Annotated in this window: 17 protein-coding genes; 8 read left to right on the top strand and 9 right to left on the bottom strand. The window is 66.0% G+C overall.

Translation table 11 applies throughout. From position 1 onward, the window contains the following. Positions 1-39 precede the first annotated feature (39 nt). Together GGQ90_RS19755 and GGQ90_RS19750 are read right to left on the bottom strand one after the other, a co-directional pair. Positions 40-3,204, bottom strand: coding sequence for an efflux RND transporter permease subunit (locus tag GGQ90_RS19755; protein WP_188083610.1), 3,165 nt, complete (start codon positions 3,202-3,204; stop codon positions 40-42). A 92-nt stretch (positions 3,205-3,296) separates the two neighbouring features. Continuing rightward, a complete protein-coding gene (locus tag GGQ90_RS19750; protein ID WP_188083609.1) occupies positions 3,297-4,469 on the bottom strand; it encodes an efflux RND transporter periplasmic adaptor subunit in 1,173 nt (390 codons plus the stop codon). 232 nt (positions 4,470-4,701) lie between these two features. Here GGQ90_RS19750 and GGQ90_RS19745 point away from each other — a divergent pair, with 232 nt between their 5' ends. Further along, positions 4,702-4,950, top strand: coding sequence for a GlsB/YeaQ/YmgE family stress response membrane protein (locus tag GGQ90_RS19745; protein WP_188083608.1), 249 nt, complete (start codon positions 4,702-4,704; stop codon positions 4,948-4,950). 63 nt (positions 4,951-5,013) lie between these two features. Here the strand turns inward: GGQ90_RS19745 and GGQ90_RS19740 are convergent, their stop codons facing one another. The 3 genes from GGQ90_RS19740 to GGQ90_RS29725 form a co-directional block, all read right to left on the bottom strand. Continuing rightward, entirely contained in the window at positions 5,014-5,271 is a 258-nt protein-coding gene (locus tag GGQ90_RS19740; protein WP_007713007.1) for a GlsB/YeaQ/YmgE family stress response membrane protein, read from the bottom strand. Between the two features lie 194 nt (positions 5,272-5,465). After that, positions 5,466-5,765, bottom strand: coding sequence for a CtrA inhibitor SciP (gene sciP, locus GGQ90_RS19735; protein ID WP_004208844.1), 300 nt, complete (start codon positions 5,763-5,765; stop codon positions 5,466-5,468). 107 nt (positions 5,766-5,872) lie between these two features. Continuing rightward, entirely contained in the window at positions 5,873-6,001 is a 129-nt protein-coding gene (locus GGQ90_RS29725; protein ID WP_281391450.1) for a hypothetical protein, read from the bottom strand. A 291-nt stretch (positions 6,002-6,292) separates the two neighbouring features. Between GGQ90_RS29725 and mnmA the strand changes: the two genes are divergently transcribed. From mnmA to thiL, 6 genes are all read left to right on the top strand, one after another. Next, on the top strand, positions 6,293-7,399 hold the full coding sequence (gene mnmA / locus GGQ90_RS19725; RefSeq protein WP_188083606.1) for a tRNA 2-thiouridine(34) synthase MnmA: 1,107 nt from the start codon (positions 6,293-6,295) through the stop codon (positions 7,397-7,399). A 101-nt stretch (positions 7,400-7,500) separates the two neighbouring features. Further along, the gene (locus tag GGQ90_RS19720) at positions 7,501-8,964 is read left to right on the top strand and encodes a CYTH and CHAD domain-containing protein (RefSeq protein WP_188083605.1); all 1,464 of its coding nucleotides are present in this window, start codon (positions 7,501-7,503) and stop codon (positions 8,962-8,964) included. 65 nt (positions 8,965-9,029) lie between these two features. Beyond that, on the top strand, positions 9,030-9,692 hold the full coding sequence (hisG, locus tag GGQ90_RS19715) for an ATP phosphoribosyltransferase (protein WP_004208839.1): 663 nt from the start codon (positions 9,030-9,032) through the stop codon (positions 9,690-9,692). Beyond that, positions 9,682-10,968 carry a histidinol dehydrogenase gene (hisD, locus tag GGQ90_RS19710; RefSeq protein ID WP_188083604.1) on the top strand — a complete coding sequence of 429 codons (1,287 nt, stop codon included), beginning with the start codon at positions 9,682-9,684 and terminating at the stop codon, positions 10,966-10,968. The genes hisG and hisD overlap by 11 nt, the downstream gene beginning before the upstream one ends. 100 nt (positions 10,969-11,068) lie before the next feature. Then, a complete protein-coding gene (gene nusB / locus GGQ90_RS19705) occupies positions 11,069-11,515 on the top strand; it encodes a transcription antitermination factor NusB (RefSeq protein WP_188083603.1) in 447 nt (148 codons plus the stop codon). Between the two features lie 158 nt (positions 11,516-11,673). After that, the gene (gene thiL, locus GGQ90_RS19700; RefSeq protein WP_188083602.1) at positions 11,674-12,588 is read left to right on the top strand and encodes a thiamine-phosphate kinase; all 915 of its coding nucleotides are present in this window, start codon (positions 11,674-11,676) and stop codon (positions 12,586-12,588) included. A 187-nt stretch (positions 12,589-12,775) separates the two neighbouring features. On the opposite strand, the gene GGQ90_RS19695 is transcribed toward thiL, so the two are convergent. From GGQ90_RS19695 to GGQ90_RS19685, 3 genes are read right to left on the bottom strand one after another with little or no spacing between them, the layout of a single operon-like run. Continuing rightward, positions 12,776-16,351, bottom strand: a complete 3,576-nt coding sequence (locus GGQ90_RS19695; protein ID WP_188083601.1) for an error-prone DNA polymerase — start codon at positions 16,349-16,351, stop codon at positions 12,776-12,778. After that, positions 16,348-17,943 (bottom strand): Y-family DNA polymerase, encoded by a 1,596-nt coding sequence (locus GGQ90_RS19690; protein WP_246428332.1) that lies wholly within the window; start codon positions 17,941-17,943, stop codon positions 16,348-16,350. The genes GGQ90_RS19695 and GGQ90_RS19690 overlap by 4 nt, the downstream gene beginning before the upstream one ends. Beyond that, the gene (locus tag GGQ90_RS19685; protein WP_188083600.1) at positions 17,837-18,655 is read right to left on the bottom strand and encodes an ImuA family protein; all 819 of its coding nucleotides are present in this window, start codon (positions 18,653-18,655) and stop codon (positions 17,837-17,839) included. The genes GGQ90_RS19690 and GGQ90_RS19685 overlap by 107 nt, the downstream gene beginning before the upstream one ends. Positions 18,656-18,745: 90 nt before the next feature. Between GGQ90_RS19685 and GGQ90_RS19680 the strand changes: the two genes are divergently transcribed. Beyond that, on the top strand, positions 18,746-19,498 hold the full coding sequence (locus GGQ90_RS19680; protein ID WP_188083599.1) for an isocitrate lyase/PEP mutase family protein: 753 nt from the start codon (positions 18,746-18,748) through the stop codon (positions 19,496-19,498). 37 nt (positions 19,499-19,535) lie between these two features. On the opposite strand, the gene GGQ90_RS19675 is transcribed toward GGQ90_RS19680, so the two are convergent. Then, positions 19,536-21,173 (bottom strand): alpha-N-arabinofuranosidase, encoded by a 1,638-nt coding sequence (locus GGQ90_RS19675; RefSeq protein ID WP_188083598.1) that lies wholly within the window; start codon positions 21,171-21,173, stop codon positions 19,536-19,538. Positions 21,174-21,181: the final 8 nt, after the last annotated feature.

Genomic DNA, 21,181 nt, shown 5'->3' with positions numbered 1-21,181 from the left:
CATATTTTGCCATTGGGCTGCCCGCGCGAACCCGGCTCCTTATTCCGCCGGCTGGGCATGGCTGCCCGAATGGCCGTCATGCGACTTGTGGGTCAGGAAGCGGCGGCTGAGCCGCGGCCCGGCCCATTGCTCGACGCCCAGCGCCAGACTGAACACGGCCGGCACGATCACCAGTGTCAGCACTGTCGACAATAGCAAGCCGCCGATCACTGTGATGCCCATTGGCGCGCGCCAGGCGGCGTCACCCGACAGCGACAGGGCAGTCGGCACCATGCCCGCGACCATTGCGACCGTGGTCATCACGATGGGCTGGGCGCGCTTGTGGCCGGCGTCGATGATCGCCTCCTGCTTGGGCACGCCCTTTTCCATTTCCTCCAGCGCGAAGTCGATCACCAGGATCGAATTCTTGGCGACGATGCCCAGCAGCATCAGCAGGCCAATGAACACGGGCAGGGACATGGGCTGGCCGGCGATGTGCAGCGCGATCGCCCCGCCCAGCGGCGCCAGCAGCAGCGACCCCAGGTTCACGAAGGGCGGCATGATCCGCTTGTAGAGCAGCACCAGCACGGCGAGCACCAGCATGATGCCGGAGAAGACGGCGATCACGAAGTTGGTCAGCATTTCCGCTTGGAACTTGCTGTCGCCGGCCTCGATCTTCTGCACGCCTTGGATGCGGCCTTCCTTGATGGCCTTCATCGTCGGCAGTGCGTTGATCTTCTGGTTGGCCTGGCTTGTGACGATGCCGGGCGCCAAGTCCGCGCCGACGACGACGCGGCGAATCTGGTTGTAGCGGCGGATCTGCGTCGGGCCTGCGCCAAAGCTGATGTCGGCAACCACCTTGAGCGGCACCGATCCGCCCGACACCGTCGGCACCGGCATATTCTCAATCGTCGACATGTCCTTGCGGCTGTCCTCGGCCAGCGCGACGCGGATCGGGATCTGGCGATCGGACAGCGAGAATTTGGCGACATTCTGGTCGATATCGCCGATCGTCGCAATGCGGATCGACTGGCTGAGCGCGGCCGTCGTCACGCCCATGCTGGCAGCCAGGTCAAGGCGCGGCTTGATGATGATTTCCGGTCGCTGCATGTCGCCCTGCACGCGTGGCGCGCGCAATTCGCGAATGCCGGCCATTTCATGCACCAACTGGTTGGCCGTCTTTTCCAGTAGTTCCGGATCGTCCGAACCATACATCATGATGATGTCTCGGCCGAAACCACCGCCCGACTGCGACTGGAAATTGACCCGCGCGTCGGCGATCGTCTGGAACTGGGGCGCGACCTTGCGCTCCCATTCCACCGACGACATCGGCCGAGTCTTCTTTAGCGTCAGGAAGATGTCGGCACTGGTCGGCTCGATATCGGCAAAGGCGGCCTCGACAACATCCGTGTCGGCGGCCAGCATGTCGGCGACCTTGCGGGTGATGGCGGTGGTCTGTGCCAGCGTGCTGCCCGGCACGGTCTCGATCTTTACCTGGCTGAAATCGGTGTTGATCGTCGGCTGGAAGGTCATGGGCAGCGTGCCAAAGGCGACCAGCGTGGCAAGAAAAGCCAGTATGCCGATGCCCATCGTCCAGACGCGATGGTCGACGAAAAAGCCGACGAAGCGGTTGCGGAACCCGCCCCGGGCGCGCCGGGCCTTCGCCTTGCGCTGGTCCAGCGACCAGTGGAGCACGTTCATATAGCGGTCCATCAGCCAGCCTTCGCCGTGGCTCGCTTCGCCATGGGCCTTCAGGAAATAGGCGGCTATCATCGGCGTGATCAGGCGCGCCACGGCCAGGCTCATCAGCACCGACACGACCACGGTCATGCCGAATTGGATGAAGAACTGGCCCGAAATACCAGGCATCAGCGCGACCGGCAGGAACACCGCAACGATCGCCATGGTGGTCGCCAGCACGGCGAGGCCGATTTCGTCGGCCGCGTCGATCGACGCCTGATAGGCCGATTTGCCCATGCGCATGTGGCGCACGATATTCTCGATCTCCACGATCGCGTCATCGACCAGCACGCCCGCCACCAGGCTAAGCGCCAGCAGCGAAATGCCGTTCAGCGTGAAGCCCAGCATGTCCATGAACCAGAAGGACGGGATCGCGGACAATGGAATGGCAAGGGCCGAGATCATCGTCGCGCGCCAGTCGCGCAGGAACAGGAAGACGATGACGACCGCCAGCACCGCGCCCTCGATCATCGCCGACATGGCGCTGTGATACTGGCCACGGGTATATTCGACGCTGGAATAGAGTTGCTTGAACTGGACCTTGGGATTTTCCTTTTTCAGCTTGTCCAACACCTTCATCGCATCGTCATAGACGGTGACGTCGGACGAACCCTTGGCCTTTTCCAGGCTGAAGCTGGTCACCTGGCGGCCGTTCATCAGCGCCAGGCTGCGCTGTTCGGCATACATGTCGCGAACTTCGGCAATGTCGGCAAGCTTGACCGTGCGGCCGCCGGAAATGGCGATCTGAGTCTGGCCCAGGTCATGGGCATTGCGGGCATTGCCCAGCACACGGATCGACTGTTCGGCGCCGGCAATCTCGGTGCGGCCACCGGCCGCGTTGAGGTTCACTTGGCTCAGCTGCGCATTCACCTGCGCGGCGGTGACGCCATAGGCCTGCAGGCGTGCGGGTGCCAGGATGACACGGATCTCGCGGCTGACGCCGCCGCCGCGCCGCACCGCCGCCATGCCGCTGACCGACAGCAAGCGCTTGGCGACCGTATTGTCGACATACCAGGACAATTCCTCCAGCGTCAGGTCGGTCGCTTCGGCGCTGAAATAGGCGATCGGGCCGCCATCCACGTCGATGCGCTGGACCTGCGGCTCCAGAATACCGTCGGGCAGGTCGCTGCGGATCTGGTCGACGGCATTCTTGACGTCATTGACCGCGCGATCGACCGGCGTCCCGATCTTGAACTGAACATTGGTCAGCGACTGGCCTTCGGACGCGAAGGAGGTGATGTCCTCGACCCCGCTGATACCGCGCACGGCGGCCTCGACCCGCTGGGTCACCTGGGTTTCCAGCTCGGTCGGCGCGGCGCCCGGCTGAGAGACGGTGACGCTGACCATGGGGAAGCTGATGTCGGGATTCTGGTTGATGTCCATCCGCATGAAGCTGACGACGCCAGCCAGCATCAGCGCAGCAAACATGACCAGCGGCGGCACCGGATTGCGGATCGCCCATGCGGAGATATTGCGAAAACTCATGATGGGCTTCCCTCACCGGACGCTGTCGCGCCCGCTTCCAATTCATTCAGTCCTGCCGGCGCGGGCGCGCTGGCCCGGCCGGGATTCGTGTGTCAGCGCGCCTTCAGTGCTTCAGGCTTGACCTTCTGACCCACGGTCAGGAAGGCGCCGGCCGATGTCACGATGCGTTCCGCGCCGGTGATACCGCTGGTGACGGCGACGCCAGTGTCGGATACCTGGCCTATCTTCACATCGCGCCGCTCGACCTGGTTCTTGCCGTTGATGATATAGACATAGCTGCCCTTGGCATCGCTCTGCACCGCCGATTCCGGCAGCAGCGGCGCATTGCCCGACCCGCTGGTGATGGTGGCGGAGGCAAAGCCGCCCGGGCGGATCGCGTCATTATAGGACAGGGCAATGCGGGCGATGCCCTGGCGGGTCTGCGGATCGACGACCGGCGATACCTGCCAGAGCCGGCCGCTGAAGCGCTGGTTACTGCCGATCGGCGTCACCACCGCGCTGTTGCCGGCACGCAGCGATACCAGATCGCCTTCGCTGACCTGCGCCTGCATCTCCATCTCGCCATCCTTGGCCATGCGGAACAGCACGCCGCCGCCGGCTTGGACGATCTGGCCGGGCTCGACCGTGCGGGTCAGCACCAGGCCGGATGCTGGCGCGCGGATATCCAGGCGACCGGTGCGGGCGCGCTGTTCGGCCAGTTGGGCTTCGGCGACACGCACCTGAGCGATCGCCTGGTCGCGGGTCGCGGTACGCTGGTCGATATCGGCGGCGCTGATGAAGCCCCGGCCGACCAGCGCCTTGGCGCGTTCCAACTGGGCCTGCGCCAGCTTGGCATTGGCGCGCTGCACTTCGACCTGCGCGGCCAGCGAGTTGACCTGTTCGCTCTGGACCGAACGTTCGACCGTCGCCAGCACCTGACCAGCGCGGACCCAGTCGCCCGGCTGCACCAGCACGCGCGTCACCATGCCGCCTTCGCCAACCACGCCGACCGGCATGTCGACCCGTGCGGCCAACGAGCCGGTGGCGCTCACGGTGCGGGCTACCATCGTCTGGCCTGGGCTGGTCACAGTCACGACAGGGGCCTGCGGCGCAGCATCGGGCGTAGCGGCCCCCTTGCCCCGCATCGACAATGCTGCGGCCACAGCGATCAGCGCAATCGCCACCACGCCACCGATAATCAGCAGCCGGCGACGGCGTCGGGACCGCTCTTCCTCATCGATGAGGATCGCGGACGATTCGCCCGTCAGCGTAGTTTCGTAATTCATGCCGTTTCCATCTCTCCGGCGGGTTCCGCCCAAACTCGGAACTGTGTTATATGAATATATCACCGCCCTCAAGTCCCATTATCACGGTTGAATGGGGCTTCGCAAAGCCAATTGTGCTGTTGCGAAAGGGCTGGCGGGCTCTTGCATCTTGTCCGTCTCTTGCCAAAAGGGCCTGACTATGTCGCTACGCCGCGCCTTGGGGCGGGTTGGGCAGTGCAAGAGGATACGCGCCATGGAACTGCTCGGATGGATCATGACGGGCCTGCTCGCCGGAGCATTGGCGCGGCTGGTCATGCCGGGGCGCGATCCCGGGGGGTGTGTCGTCACGATATTATTGGGGATGGCCGGTGCCCTGCTGGCGGCCTTTGTCGGCCAGATCATGGGCTTTTATGCGCCTGGTCAGCGTGCCAGCTTCATCGCAGCCGTGCTGGGCGCGATCACGGTGCTGGCGCTCTATCGCTGGTTCAGCGTCCGGCGCTGACGCAAAAAAAAGGCCGCGCTCTTCCTGGGAAGGGCGCAGCCTTTGACGTTGAAAGTCGGGTTTTTAGCGGACGGATCCGCGCCGTACCAGGTTGACGATCGCCAGCAGGATGACTGCGCCGACCAGCGACACAAGGAAGCTGTACAGTGTCAGTCCGGCGTTGTTGATCGAACCGCCGCTGAAGATCAGGCCGCCGATGAAGGCGCCGACGATGCCGACGACGATGTTCAGCAAAATACCCTGCTGTGCGTCCGTGCGCATGATCATGCTGGCGAGCCAGCCAATGACGCCGCCCACGATAAGCCACAAGATGATGCCCATGTTACTCTCCTTGACCACACCCCCAACGGGTTGCTGGCTATTCAACCCGGAACATGGCTTCGCGTTCCCGCAGAAAATGATTCCGCTTTAGAAACCATCTCCGAGGCGCAATACGAAAGAGGCCGCCGGACGGTGTGTCCGGCGGCCCCTGCATCATCCTCTCCGGCGCCTGCCTGTCGGCGGTGCCTGATCCGTCAATATTTCTGCTGCCGCTCGTAGAGCGACTTATAATATTGGATGCGCGTGACGCGCAGGCCATGCATGCCCGAACGGTCCACCGCCCGTTGCCAGCTGGCGAATTCTTCGAGCGTCAGGCTGTAACGGGCGCATGCCTCGTCTACGGTCAGCAGACCCCCATTGACGGCAGCGACGACCTCCGCCTTGCGACGCACGACCCAGCGGGTCGTGTTCACGGGAGGCAGATTTTCCAGCGTCAGGGGTTCGCCGAGCGGTCCTACGACCTGTGCAGGCCTGATTTTCTGGTTCTCTATCATCTTTACCCTCAATTAGCGGCATTGGCGTTGCCGAATTCAGCAGCGAAACCTTGGTGTCACATCAGCCCTGAAGATCGGCTAAAGCCCCAAGGTAAACACGGGCTTCATCATTCTTGCCCCACCCCTAAATGGCTCGCGATCAACGGGTTAAAGCTTCCCGCGAGACGGACGGCCTCGATCTTGCCGTCGGAACGTGGCGCGAAAATCTCGCCTAGTTCCTGGATCCAGTCCTCCATTCCGTCCTGCCCCCGCAGGACGCCCGCGACCGCAAGGGCCGTGGGACTGGCCGCCTGCGCCGCAGCAGAAGCTGCCCGCAGGAAAGGCCAGGCCGGGACGCGTGCCCGGCCCGTCGGCCTTGTCAGAGCGGGCTTCAGCCCGCCTGTCCGGAGAAAACTCAAATCCATGTCCGGCTTTTATCGGGCCAATGGATAAGGTCCGGTAAATGTCGGACACATTTTCGTAATCGAAACGACGAAGCGTGGGGAAGGCGCTGGAACGCGCGCGCGCCTGCGACTATATGAGCCGTCATGCAGCCCGAATTTCAGCTCCCAGAGCCGCTCTCGCAGCGGCGCATTGTCGTTGCCATGTCCGGCGGCGTGGATAGCAGCGTGGTCGCTGCGCTGGCCGCCAAGACCGGCGCGGAAGTGATCGGCGTGACGCTTCAGCTCTACGATCATGGCGCGGCCGTCGGCCGCACCGGCAGCTGCTGCGCAGGTCAGGACATCCGCGATGCGCGCGCCGTTGCCGACCGCATCGGCATCGCCCACTATGTCTTTGATTATGAAACCCAGTTCCGCGATTCGGTGATCGCCGACTTTGCCGATGAATATATGGCCGGGCGCACCCCCATTCCTTGCGTCAAATGCAATATGGGCGTGAAGTTCACCGACCTGTTCCAGATTGCGCGCGATCTGGGTGCCGACTGCCTCGCCACGGGCCATTATGTCCGCCGGGTTGAAGGGGCGCAGGGCGCGGAACTGCACCGCGCCGCCGATCCGGCCCGCGACCAGAGCTATTTCCTCTTCGCCACGACTCAGGCGCAGCTCGACTATCTGCGTTTTCCGCTGGGTGGCCTGCCCAAGCCCCAGGTGCGGGAAATCGCCGCCGAACTTGGCCTGTCGGTGGCGTTGAAGCCCGACAGCCAGGACATCTGCTTCGTGCCCGATGGCGATTATGCCAAGATCGTGCGCAAGCTGCGTCCCGATGCGGACGAGGGGGGCGACATCGTCCATGTCGATGGCCGGGTACTGGGCCGGCACAAGGGGCTGATCCACTATACTGTGGGCCAGCGAAAGGGATTGGAAATCGGCGGTCAGGCCGAGCCGCTCTATGTCGTGCGCCTCGATCCGGAAGGGCGCCGAGTGATCGTCGGGCCGAAGGTGGCGCTGGCTGTGTCGGGCGCGCGCCTTAGCGACATCAACTGGCTTGGCCGCGACTTTGCCGGGCCGCTGACCGCCAAGGTCCGCTCCATGGCAAAGCCGGTCCCCGCGCGTCTCGAAGGCGATCGTCTGATCTTCGACGCACCCGAATATGGCGTGGCGCCGGGGCAGGCGGCGGTTCTCTATGCCGGCGACCAGGTGCTGGGCGGCGGCTGGATCGCCGCGACCGAGGCGGCGCTGGCGGAGGCGGCCTAAGCCGGCGGCGCGGCCAATTGTGACAATTATATTTCCTTTCGCGCCCGATTCGATCTAGCGTCGCGGCCCCGGGAGCTTCGCTCGCAACAAGGGGCGCACGGATGGACAATCGCGAAGTCGAGCTGAAGCTGGAATTCGACCCAGCGGATCGCGCCCTGCTGGCTCAGGCGCCATTGTTTGCGGGACAGGAAGGGCAAGTGGCGCATCTCGTCGCCACCTATTTCGATACGCCGGGGCTCGACCTGCATCGTGCCGGTTTTTCCCTGCGCGTCCGGCGCAAGGGGCGTGCCCATGTCCAGACGATCAAGGCGGATGGCGGCAAGGCGGCTGGTCTCTTCGCCCGGTCCGAATGGGAAAGGCCGGTAGAGGGCAATGTCCCGCTGCTCGATATGATTCCGGATACTTTGGAACAGGCAGTGGGCACGACCACGGTGGCAACCGCCGACAAAATCTTTGTCACCGATATCGAACGCACCGTGCACCGACTCGATCGGAACGGGCAGGGGGTCGAGTGCGCGATCGACATTGGCCGGGTGCGGGTCGGTCGTCGCGCCACAGGGCTGGCGGAGGTCGAACTGGAATTGCTGTCGGGCGAACCGGCACTGCTCTTTTCGATGGCGCGCCAGCTCAATGACCTCGTGCCGCTGCGCCTGGGCATGCGTTCAAAGTCGGAACGCGGCTACGCCCTGTTGGCGAAGGAACGGCGCAAGCCGGCAAAGGCCGAAATCATTGCCATCCCACCCGACGCGACCGTCGAACAGGCGTTTCGCGCCATCGCTTATGGCTGCATCCGCCAGTTCCGCCTGAACGAGGATTTGCTGCTCGCCACCGGCACGCCCGGCGCTTTGCATCAGGCGCGGGTAGGGCTGCGTCGGCTGCGCTCGGCGCTATCGATCTTTGCGCCGGTGCTTGTCGGCGATCCGGCACTCGCGCCGCTCAAGGATGGTCTGCATGCGCTCGCCGCCACGCTTGGCCGGGTCCGCAATATCGACGTACTTCTGCCCAGGCTGTCGGACGATGCCGCTGCCCGCCTCTCACTCGTCCGAGCGGAAGCGCTGGCTGATGCCGAACTCTGCCTTCAGGCGCGAGAGACCCGCATCCTGATGCTGGACCTCGCTGAATGGCTGGCGCTGGGCGACTGGTGTAGCCGACCGGCCGATTCCGCGTTGCTGCGTTCGCCTGCCAGGCCCTTCGCTGCCGAAATCCTGTCGGATCGACGCAAGCGGTTGAAGCGCAAGGGGAAGCATCTTGCCAAGCGAAGCGACGAGCGGCGCCATCAGGCCCGCATCGCGGCCAAGAAGCTGCGCTACGCCAGCGAATTTTTCGCGCCGCTGTTCCCGAAGAACAAGCCGCAGCGGCGTCACGCTGCCTTCTCCGCCATGCTGGAAAAGCTGCAGGATGATCTGGGGGGACTCAACGATCTGGCGACCGCGCCCGTCACCCTCGCGGCGGCCGGCATCGGCTTCGATCTGCCCGCACCGGATGACAAAACTCGCCGCCGCCGTCTGCGCCGCGCGGAAAAGGCCTATGCGACGCTGCTAGATACAAAGCGCTTCTGGGGCTGACGTTTGCGCCCTTCATGCCCGAAAATCTTGTGCTTTGGTGCTTCGATAGCTAAGGCCCGCCGGTCATGACTCGCCCGATCACCTTCGCCATCCCCAAGGGGCGCATCCTCGAAGAGGCGCTGCCCCTGCTCGCCAAAGCCGGTATCGAACCGGAGGCGGAATTCCATGACAAGAAGAGCCGGGCGCTGCGCTTTGCTACCAACCGGCCCGACGTGTCGATCATTCGCGTGCGCGCCTTCGACGTGGCGACCTTCGTCGCCCATGGCGCAGCCCAGATCGGTATCGTCGGTTCTGACGTGGTCGACGAGTTCGATTATTCCGAACTCTACGCCCCGGTTGACCTCAATATCGGCCATTGCCGCCTGTCGGTCGCCGAACCGGCGGATGCGGGGGACGAGGATCAGGCGGCGATGAGCCATGTCCGCGTCGCCACCAAATATCCGCACCTCACCCGCAAATATTATGAGGCGCGCGGGCTGCAGGCCGAATGCGTGAAGCTCAATGGCGCGATGGAACTGGCGCCCTCGCTCGGCCTGTCGCGCCGCATTGTCGACCTTGTGTCCTCGGGCGCCACGCTCAAGGCCAATGGTCTGGTTGAAACCGCGATCATCATGCCGGTGTCGGCGCGGCTGATCGTCAATCGCGCCGCCTACAAGATGCGCTCGGCTGATCTGACCACCCTGGTGGAGGCTTTCCGCAAGGCCGTGGAGGTGCGCGATGCCGCTTAGGCTCGACAGCAAGGCTGCCGGCTTCGCGGCCGATTTCACCGCTCTGGTCGACGCTCGGCGCGAGGCGGACGAGGATGTCTCGCGCGACGTCAGCGCCATCCTGAAGGCGGTGCGCGCCCATGGCGATACGGCGCTGGCCGACTATACCCGCCGCTTCGACCATCATGACCTGAACGTCAGCGGCTGGGCGGTCGACCCGGCCGATTGTCGTGCCGCGCTCGATGGCCTGTCGAGTGAATTGCGCGACGCGCTCGAACTCGCCGCTGCACGCATCACCGCCTATCATGAAAAGCAGAAGCCGGTGGACAGCGACGGCATTGATGCCGCCGGTGTGCGCCTCGGCGCGCGCTGGACCGCCGTGGATGCTGCCGGCCTTTACGTGCCGGGTGGCCGCGCCGCCTATCCCAGCTCGCTGCTGATGAATGTCATCCCAGCCAAGGTCGCGGGCGTGCAGCGCATCGCCATGGTGACGCCGACGCCCAAGGGCGAGATCAACCCGCTGGTGTTGGCCGCCGCACAGATTGCGGGGATCGAGGAAATCTGGCGCGTCGGCGGGGCACAGGCCGTCGCTTCGCTCGCCTATGGCACCGATCGCATCAAGCCGGTCGACGTCATCACCGGCCCCGGCAATGCCTGGGTCGCCGAAGCCAAGCGCCAGCTTTACGGCGTGGTCGGTATCGACATGGTTGCCGGCCCGTCCGAAATCGTCGTCGTCGCCGATGACCAGAATGACGCCGACTGGATCGCCGCCGATCTCTTGAGCCAGTCGGAACATGACCCGACCAGCCAATCGATCCTCTTCACCGACGATGCCGCCTTCGCCGATGCCGTCGAACAGGCAGTCATGCGCCGCCTGCCGCTGCTGTCGACGCAGGCCGTCGCCACCACCAGCTGGGCGGCCAACGGCGCGATCATCCTGGTCCGCGACCTGGACGAAGCGATGCCGCTGGTCGATCGGCTCGCGCCCGAACATCTCGAACTGGCAGTGGACGATCCCGACCGCTATTTCGCGCAGGTCCGCCATGCCGGCTCCGTCTTCCTCGGCCGCATGACGCCGGAGGCGGTCGGCGATTATGTCGCCGGCCCCAATCATGTGCTGCCGACCGGCCGTCGCGCGCGCTTCTCCTCGGGCCTCTCGGTGCTCGATTTCATGAAGCGCACCAGCTTCCTGGGTCTCACGCCCGAAGCGATCCGCGCGATCGGTCCCGCTGCCGTTGCCCTCGCGGAGGCGGAAGGCCTGCCCGCGCACGCGGCATCGGTCGCGCTGCGGCTCTAGAAATTCCATGCGCCCTGGACGCAGTCGAAGGGCGGACATCTCACTGCGTTTGGTCATGGGCTTCGACAAGCCCGGCCCGAACGGTTATGGACAGATTGATATGACCGAACGTTCCAAATCCCGCTCCGCCGCGCGCCTCGCTGCGGTCCAGGCGCTTTACCAGCTCGAAATGGAGGGCACGCCGCTCCATCTGCTGCTGCACGAATTCCACGAACATCGCCTGGGCGCGACGATCGAGGACGTGACCTATGTCGAGGCCGAACAGAATTTCTTCGACGATGTCGTGTCGGGCGTCGATCGCCGCCGCGCCGAAATTGACGGGCTGATCGCCGCCCGCCTGTCGAGCGGCTGGACCCTTGACCGCCTCGACAAGCCGATGCGCCAGATTCTGCGCGCGGGCGCCTATGAATTGCTCGCCCGCAAGGATGTCGCGACCGGCACCGTCATCAGTGAATATGTCGATGTCGCCCACGCCTTCTACGACAAGCGCGAGGCTGGCTTCGTCAACGGCCTGCTCGATGCCGTCGCCAAGGACGCACGTAACTAAGCCGTAGGCGGTACCTCGGCATATAATTGACGTCATCCCGGACTTGATCCGGGATCCGTTTCTGCGTTCCGGATTGACTGTAGCGCCGAATGATCCCCGCATCCGCGAGGATGACGGATGATTTTTGTTGAAGCGGATGCTGGGATAGAGATTGCATCATGTCCGCCGAATCCCGCTTTCTCACTCTCCTGCGCCTTCTCGCCCATGATCCCGCCGCGCAGGGACTGCAGGATGATGTTGCCGTGCTGCCGGTCGGCAACACGCGCCTCATCCTCACCAGTGACACGATGGTCGAGCGTGTCCATTATCTTCCCACCGATCCGCCGGCTGATATCGGCTGGAAACTGGCGGCGGTGAATTTGTCGGACCTGGCCGCCAAAGGCGCCAGACCCGTTGGCTGCCTGCTCAACTACAGCCTGTCGGGCGACGACGCCTGGGACGCCGCTTTCCTCGAAGGTTTGGGCGAAGCTCTGGAGCGCCACGCGATGCCGCTGCTCGGCGGCGATACGGTCAGCATGCCGACGGGGGCGCCGCGCAGTTACAGCCTGACCGCCATTGGCGAGGCGACGAGCGATCCGGTGCCCAATCGCGCCGGCGCGCGCGCCGGCGACCGGCTCTATGTCACCGGACCCGTCGGCGATGCCGGCATCGGCCTCGACCTTGCCCGCGCCGATCCCGCCGCATCCGGCCCGCTGGTCGCCGCCTATCGCCGCCCGCGCCCGCGTCTTGCGGAGGGCGCCTTGCTCGCCCGGGTCGCGACCGCGATGATGGACCTGTCGGACGGGTTGTTGATCGACGCCGCGCGTATGGGGGCGGCCAGCAACCTTGCCGTCACCATCGATCATATCCCTCTCTCCCCCGCGCTCGAAAGCGTGCGCGGCGCCAGCACCGCGACCCAACTCGCCGCTGCCCGTGCCGGCGACGACTATGAACTGCTCTTCGCGCTGCCCCCCGGCGTGTCTCCGCCGGTGCGCGCTATCCCGATCGGCCGTCTGGCAGAAGGGGCGGGCCTTACGCTGCTGATCGACGGCGCAGTCATGCCGCTGCCCGACCGGCTCGGTTGGGAACATTGATTCTCTGCAAGGCGGGATGATAACTCCCGGCAAATGTCCGATGTGAACAAGGGCCGGGCGTGGCGCCCTTTCTGGAAGGCTACGCCGGTCAGGAGGTTTGGGCGGAAAGCCGAATAGGAGCAGTGCCGAAAGCGGCTTCATCCCCGCTTCCAAATCTCCCGATGATCGCAGGCCGTCGCTCCGGCCGTCAGTGGAAATCGCGGGACTTGGGCAGGATGCGCACGTCGCGGGGATGGCGGGCGGCGGCTGGTGCGCTCTGCGCTGGCAGTTCGGATTGTGACAATCGGTTGAGGTCGGCGGTGCGGTCGTGGATGCGGCTGGCCATCAAATGGACGACGCCCTCCTTGCTGCGCTGCACCTCGCCCTCGACCAGCATCAGCCGGCTGGCCATGACCGGGCGGCGCTGCAGCTCGAACAGGCGCGCCCAGAGCAGGATATTGGTGATGCCGGTCTCATCCTCGATGGTGATGAAGACGGCATTGCCCTTGCCCGGCCGCTGGCGCACCAGCACCACGCCAGCGGTGCGGACGCGCGCGCCATTCTTCGCCGCGCTGGTCTGGGCACAGCTCAGCACCCCTTCGGCCGCGAACATCGGGCGCAGAAACTGCATCGGATGGCCCTTGAGCGAGAGGCGGGTCACCGCATAATCGTCCATCACCTGTTCGGCGAGCGGCATGGCGGGCAGCATCGCATCCGCCTCCTCCCCCAGTTCGCGGGCGGCGCGATCGTGCCGACGGGCGGCGGCGAACAGGGGCAGTTCGTCCGACGGGGTGCGCCGCGCTTCCCATAGAGCGGTGCGCCGGTCCTGTCCCAGCGAGCGGCAGGCATCGGCATCGGCCAGCAGCCGCAGCGCCCGCGCGGGGAGGCCGGCGCGCCGGGCCATATCCTCGATACTGGTGAAGAGGCCGCCCGTCGCCCGCGCGTCCACCATTTGGGTTGCCCATTGTTCGCGGAAGCCATCGACCTGACGCAGGCCGAGGCGCAGCGCCAGCGCCCGGCCGGTTCCTTCGCCCTTGTCTGCGCGACGGCTGCGCAACAGCGGTTCCAGGCCATTGTCCCAGTCGCTCATATTGACGTCGACATCATGGATGGCGACGCCATGCTCGCGCGCGTCGCGGACCAGCTGGGCCGGGGCATAGAAGCCCATCGGCTGGGAATTGAGCAGGGCGCAGGCGAAAATGGCGGGCTGGTGGCATTTGATCCAGGCCGAGACATAGACCAGCCGGGCGAAGGACAGGGCATGGCTTTCGGGAAAGCCATAGCTGCCGAAACCCTCGATCTGCTTGAAGCAGCGCGCGGCAAATTCCGCCTCATAGCCGCGCGCGGTCATGCCGTTGATCATCTTCTCGCGGAAATGATGGATGGTGCCGACATTGCGAAAGGTCGCCATCGCGCGGCGGAGCTGGTTGGCTTCAACATTGGAAAATTCGGCGGCCGTAATGGCAAGTTTCATCGCCTGCTCCTGGAACAGGGGCACGCCATAGGTCTTGCCGAGCAGGCTCTTGAGTTCGTCGGCTGGACCATGTTGCGGGCCGGGCGAGGGATAGGTCACTGCCTCCTCGCCGCAGCGACGACGCAGATAGGGATGGACCATGTCGCCCTCGATCGGGCCGGGCCGCACGATCGCCACCTGCACCGTCAGGTCATAGAGGGTGCGGGGCCTGAGACGTGGCAGCATGTTGATCTGCGCCCGGCTTTCGACCTGGAACACGCCGATGCTCTCGCCCTTGCAGAGCATGTCATAGACGGCCGGGTCGCTGGAGTTGAGGTCGACGGTCAGGCGATGGTCGCCCAGCCCTTGGCCGCGCATCAGATCGAATGCCTTGCGGATGCAGGTCAGCATGCCAAGCGCCAATATGTCGACCTTCATCAGGCCAAGCGCGTCAATGTCATCCTTGTCCCATTCGATGAAGCTGCGATCCGCCATCGCCGCATGATGGAGCGGCACTGTCTCGTCGAGCCGGTTCTGGGTCAGCACGAAACCGCCGACATGCTGGGACAGGTGACGAGGGAAGGGGGCGTCCAGCAACTGGCCGATCAGCGCGCGCAACTGCATGATCTGGGGATTGTCGAGCGCGAAGCCGGCTTCGATGATGCGCTGGTCGCCGACATCGCCCGAATAGCTGCCCCAGACAGTGCTGGAGAGGCGGGTCGCGACATCTTCGCTGAGGCCCAACACCTTGGCGACCTCGCGCACGGCGCTGCGCGAGCGATAATGGATCACGGTCGCGGCGATGCCCGCGCGATGGCGGCCATAGCGCTCATAGATATATTGCATCACCTCCTCGCGCCGCTCATGTTCGAAATCGACGTCGATGTCGGGTGGTTCGTCCCGCTCTTCCGACACGAAGCGGGAAAAGAGCAGGTCATGCTGCTGCGGATCGACCGAGGTCACGCCGAGCAGGAAGCAGACCATCGAATTGGCCGCCGATCCGCGCCCCTGGCACAATATGCCCTTGCTGCGCGCGAAGGCGACGATGTCGTGTACGGTCAGGAAATAATAGGCATAGTTGCGCTCGCCGATCAGCTTGAACTCCTCGTCCATCAGCGTGCGCACCTTGTGGGGGATGACCGGGCCATAGCGGGCATGGGCGGCGCTGACGGTCAGTTCTTCCAGCCATTGCTGCGCGCTCCAGCCCTCCGGCACCGGCTCGTGCGGATATTCGTAGCGCAGTTGGTCCAGGGTGAAGCGGATGGTGGAGAGGAAGCGGATCGTTTCGGCCACCGCCTGCGGACAGGTTCGGAACAGATGGGCGATCGCGGCCGGGGCATGGATATGGCGCTCGGCATTGGCTTCCAGTTTCTTGCCTGTCCTGGCGATGGTCGTTCCCTCGCGAATGCAGCTCAGCACATCCTGCAGCGGTCGCTGCTCGGGACAGGCGTAGAGGGCGTCCATCGTCGCCAGCAGCGGCACGCCGGTCCGCGCCGCCAGATCGGTGAAACCGGCCAGCCGCCGCGCATCGCGCCCGTCGCGACGCAGCGCTGCGCCCAGCCAGATACGACCGGGCGCCAGGCGATGGAGGCGCAGCAGCAGGGCTTCCAGTTCGGTCGGGCGCGGCGGCGGGACCAGGCTTAGATGCTTCTGGCGGACCGCCTCGCCGGGCGGCCGATCCGCAAAATCATAATCGACCGGATGGCGATGCGCCTGCTGCTCGGTTGCGCTGGCATAGGGCAGGACGATCAGTTGCAATTCGTCGAGATGGCCGGTCAGATCCTCATAGCGCAGGATGCAGTCGCCCTTGATCGAGCGGAGATTGCCGACCGTCAGCAATTTGGTGAGTTCGCCCCAGCCGCGCCGGGTGCGCGGATAGGCGATGATGTCGGGGGTGCCATCGACGAACACCAGCCGGGCGCCGACCGCCAGGCGCAGATCGTTCTCGCAACCCTGTTCCTCCTCCGGGCTGAGTATAAGCGGCAGGCCGGCCGCTTCCCTGGCCTTCATCAGTGCGGCGCGCGCCTTTTCCGGGGCCTTTTTGAGAGCGACATGGGCGCGGACCACGCCGGCGACGCTGTTGCGGTCGGCAATGCCGATGCCGGTGAGACCCAATGCCATGGCGCGTTCCACCATGTCGCTGGGGTGGGAGGCGCCTCGCAGGAAGGAGAAATTGGTGGCGGCGACCAGTTCGGCAAAGGGCGGTTCAGCCGGTGCCGGGCTCGGCGGGGCGGGTTTCGTTTTTTCTCGCGCTGCTTCGATCGCATTGAGTTCGCGCCGGTCGATCGATCGCGGCCTGGCGGGATCGGGCGGCGGGCGCCGGCCGATCATGCGAACAGGCCGTGGATATACCAGCCGGGATGGACCGTCTCCGCACCATAAAGGCCATGGCGGAAGATCCAGTAGCGGCGGCCGCGTGCATCCTCGATCCGGTAATAGTCGCGGGTGCGGCCGGTGCTTTCGCCCTCGATCGCGCCGTCCCTGGCCTGCCACCATTGCGGTGCGATCCGCTCCGGCCCCTCGAACCGGGTGACTTCGTGCAGGGTACGGCGCCAGCGAAAGCGATGGGGTGGGCCATCGGGCACGTCCGCGATCACATCGATCGGCTGGGGCGGATCGAACAGATGGAGCGGGCGCATCGGCGGGTCGCCGGGCTCGCCGACCGGCGCCCAGCCTTCGGGCGTGCGATGTTCGACCGCCGGCAGCGCCAGCTGCGCCTGTTCGGGAATATGGCTGTCGCGTGGTTCCAGCCGCTGGATGCGGGCGCGCCCGGCACGGATCGACAGGCGATCGACAAGCGCCTCCACGCCCTCGCTCTTGCGCGCCTCGCCCCCTTCGAGCGCGAGCTGGGTCGGCGCCATCGGGTCGGCGCGCGGCACGGTGAGGCGCAGCATGTCGAAGCCGAAGCCGGGATCGAGCGGGTCGGACAGGCTGTCGATCCGTTCCTGGAACAGCCGCATGATCGCCGGCGCATCGCGGATCGGCAGGCTGGTTTCGACCCGGATCGGGAAGGCGAGGCCGTCGCTGCGGAAGAAGACCGCCTCGAACCGGCGGCCGCCCTGGCCGCGCTCGGTCAGTTGTTCGCCCGCTTCCGCTGCCATTTCCGCCACGACTTTCACAGCATGGGCGCTGCTGCCCATCGGTTCAGCAAAGCGCCGTTCGACCCGGATCGCGGGGCGCGGGCGGCGCGGGGCAAGCGGGCGGTGGCCCAGACCCAGCAGCGCATGGAGCGCGTCGACCGCCTCCTCGCCGAAGCGGGCGGCGAGCGCGGCGGCCGGGCGCGCGGCGAGATCGCCGACGGTGCGCAGCCCCGCCCGGCGCAACGCCACCGCGCTCTCCGCCTCCAGCTCCAACGCCTCGACCGGCAGGCGGCGCACCGCCGCATCCTCGTCCGGCGCGGGGGCGGCGGGGAAACGGGCGAGCGCATGGGCCGCCTCGGGCGATGCGGCGATGGCGTGGCGCACGCGCATGCCATGCCGTTCCAGCCGGTCGGTCGCAGCCTGCGCCAGTTCCGCCTCGCCATGCCACAGATGGGCGCAGCCGCTGATGTCGAGCATCAGGCCATGGCCGGAATCGAGCGCGGCATTGGGGGTGTAGCGGGCGCAGCCATCGCACAGTCGCTCCAGCCAGTCCTGGTCGCCATGGGGATCGGCCTCGAACACGCGCAGTTCCGGCTCGCGGGCGCGCGCATCGGCCAGCGTCATGCCCGGGGTCAGGCCCGCCGCCAGCGCATCGGCATCCAGTGTCGCGAGCCGCATCGCGCCGCGGACATTTTCCACCACTACCGCGGGCGCATCGCCCTGTGCAGCCCAGAGATCAGGCCGCGCGATCCGCAGCCGATCGATCGGCAGGAAGGGGAACCAGAGCGCCAGATAGCGGCGCGCCGCCCTGCTGTCCGTCCTGTCCATGCTCATGGCGTTCATGCCGTCCGTCTCCAAAAGCCCCCTTCTCGCCATCCCACATCAGCCGCCAGGCCAGCCCGTCCGGCCCCGCCCGTCGCCGCAGCAGGCTGAGGGCGAAGGCGCTGTGCCCGGGCGCATTGCCGGGCAGCGGATCGGACGGGGCGGCCGCCACCTGCCAGCGGGTTTCCGCGGCGCTGGGCACTGGATCGCCGCCGACCCGCAGCAGGAAGCCGGTCACGCCCGATTGTTCGGCCGCCAGCGCCAGTCGCCGGCTGGCGGTGAGGTCGAGCAGCGGCGCGCGCCCGCGCAATTCGATCAGCAGCGCGCCGAGCGCGGGGCAGCGCAGACCCTCCACCGCCGCGCGCAACAGCATCGCATCATCGGCCATCAGCCCGATCAGCAAGCGGGCCGGGTTCAGCCCCAGCGCCGCGAGGCCGGGGCCATAGGGTGATCCGCCCGCTTTGGCCGATGCGGTGGTGCGCAGCCAGAGCAGGGGCGCCTCATCCGCCGCCAGCCGGGCGAGGATCAGCGCCAGACCGGCCGCCGCCCCTTCCTCCTCCGCCGCGCCGAACAGTTCATGCACGCGCCCGCGCAGAAGGCCGCCGTCGAGCGCCGCGTCGAGCCCGGCATGACCGGTCGCAAGCCGGGCACAGCCGACCGTCGGCGCTGGCGTCCGGTCCAGCGCCGCGATATGCCGCTTCAATGCGGCGAGGCTGTTGATCGACTCGCTCATTGCATTTGTTCCTGATATGTTCTTATTTCACGCCATTGGCTTCCCGTGTCAATCCGCTTGCCAATCCAGAGGACAAAGAAGGATTTCCCAATGACCGACACCGCCCGCAAACGCACCGATTTCCGTGCCCTGCATCAGGATGGCTTCTTCCTGCTGCCCAATGCCTGGGACGCGGGCAGCGCGGTGCGGCTGGCGAAGAAGGGCTTTCGCGCGATCGCGTCGACCAGTGCCGGCGCGGCCTGGGCGGCGGGCAAGGATGATGGCGAACTGGGCCGCGACGCGGTGCTGGCGCATCTGGAGATGCTGGTCGCGGCGACCGACCTGCCGGTCAATGCCGATTTCGAAAATGGCTTTGCCGATGCGCCCGAGGATGTCGCCGCCAATGTGACGCTGGCGGCGCAGACCGGCATCGCGGCCCTGTCGATCGAGGACTGGTCGGGCAGCGCGCTATATGACCTGCCGCTGGCGGTGGAGCGGATCGCGGCCGCGCGCGAGGCGATCGACCGGGTCGATCCGGCGCTGATGCTGGTCGGACGCAGCGAGAATTTCCGCGTGCCCGGCATGACGCCGAGCGAGAGCATCGCCCGCGCCGTCGCCTATGCGGAGGCGGGGGCCGACTGCCTGTTCGTGCCTTTCCTGCTGGACCATGGCGCCGTCGCCGAACTGATCGCGGCGGTCGCGCCCAGGCCGGTCAATGTCGTCATCCATGACTATGACGCGGCCGGGATCGCCGCGCTGGCGGCGCTGGGCGTGCGCCGTTGCAGCATCGGCGCCAGCCTGGCCCAGATCAGCTGGGCGGCGTTCGACGATGCGGCCGCGCGGCTGAAGGCGGCCGAGGGGTAAGGCTCCGGAGGTGGATGGAGTAAGGGGCTAGGCGTCCTTACTCCACCGTCACCAATGTCACCGATTTGGACGGCAGGGTCAGCGCCACCTGGCCCTGTGCCAGCCGTGCCGGCAGCGGGCCGGGCACGAAGGGATCGGCGCCCTCGAAACGGATGCGGGTGTCGATGGTCGCGGCGGTCAGTGTCCGGGCGCTGGCCTTGCGCCAAGCGCCGCCCTTCAGGTCGATGCGCACCGGCCGGGCGGCGGCGGGGTCGAGATTGACGATGCTGAGGTGCAGCGCGCCCGCTGCATCCTTCGACGCCGACACGCTGAGCCCCGGCAGCCGCACCGCGCCCTCGACATAGTCGGGCGCCTGCACATCGACCGGGATCATCGTCGCATTCTGATGGACCTTGTAGAGGTCGAACACATGCCAGGTCGGCGTCACCACCATCTTTGCGCCCTGTGTCAGCACCAGCGACTGGATCACATTCACCATCTGCGCGACATTGGCCATGCGCACCCGGTCGGCATGATTGTTGAAGATGTTGAGGCTCATCCCCGCAATCACCGCGTCGCGCAGCGTGCTTTCGAGGTAGAGTTGCGAGGGCGCGTCCTTCTCGCTGTCGAACCAGGCGCCCCATTCATCGACCGCGATCGCCACCTGCTTTTTCGGATCATAGCGGTCCATGATCGCGGCATGGCGGCGGATCAGTTCGTCGGTCAGATGGGCGCGGGCCAGCGCGGATGCCCATTGGTCGGTGCCAAAGCCGATATTGCGCCCCTTGTTGCGCCAGTCATTGCCGGCGAAGCTGTAGAAATGGAGCGAGAGGCCCCACATCAGCGGGCGTTCGGTGTTGTAGGCGAGCGGCGTCGGGTTGGGACGCCATTTCATCGCCTGCGCCATGACCTTTTCGGTCCATTCATAATCGTCGGTATCCGCGCCCACCGCGATCAGCTTCGCCCGCTCGCCCGAATAGGCGCGCAGGAAGGCGGCATAATGGCGGAAGGCGGTGGCATAGGTGTCGGCGGTCATGTTGCCGCCACAGCCCCAGCTTTCGTTGCCCACACCGATGAAGGGCACGGTCCAGGGCGCGGCATGGCCATTGGCGGCGCGTTCCTTGCCCGGTTGGCTGTCGGCCGGCGCGGTCATGTAGCGCATCCAGTCGTCCGCCTCGCGCACGCTGCCCGACCCGACATTGACCGATACGAATGCTTTGGAGCCGATCTGGTCCAGGAAATCCATATATTCATGAGTGCCGAACGCATTGGTTTCGGCCGACTTGTCCCAGGCGGCGTTGATGCCGGCGGGGCGCTGCGTGGCCGGGCCGATGCCGTCGCGCCAATGATAACCATCGGCAAAGCAGCCGCCCGGCCAGCGGATCACCGGCACCTTCACCTGGCTCAGCGCGGCGACCACGTCGCTGCGGATGCCGCGCACATTGGGGATGGGGCTGTCCGGCCCGACCCAGATGCCTTCATAGACGCCGCGGCCCAGATGCTCGACGAACTGGCCATAGATATTGGGATCAATGGTGGCGCCGGGCTTGCCGGTGTCGACGGTTAGGACGGCGCTGTCGCCGGGCGCTGCCGCCGGGGCCGATGCGCCGGCAAGGCCGGCGAGCAGGCCCGCCGTCGCCGCCAGCAGCGCCCGCCGCGTCCGCGCCCAAGCCCGTCCTGAAAGCTGCACGACCATGCCATCCC

The organism is Sphingobium scionense, assembly GCF_014197035.1.
Lineage (GTDB): Bacteria > Pseudomonadota > Alphaproteobacteria > Sphingomonadales > Sphingomonadaceae > Sphingobium > Sphingobium scionense.
This window is presented reverse-complemented; position numbering and strand designations above follow the sequence as displayed.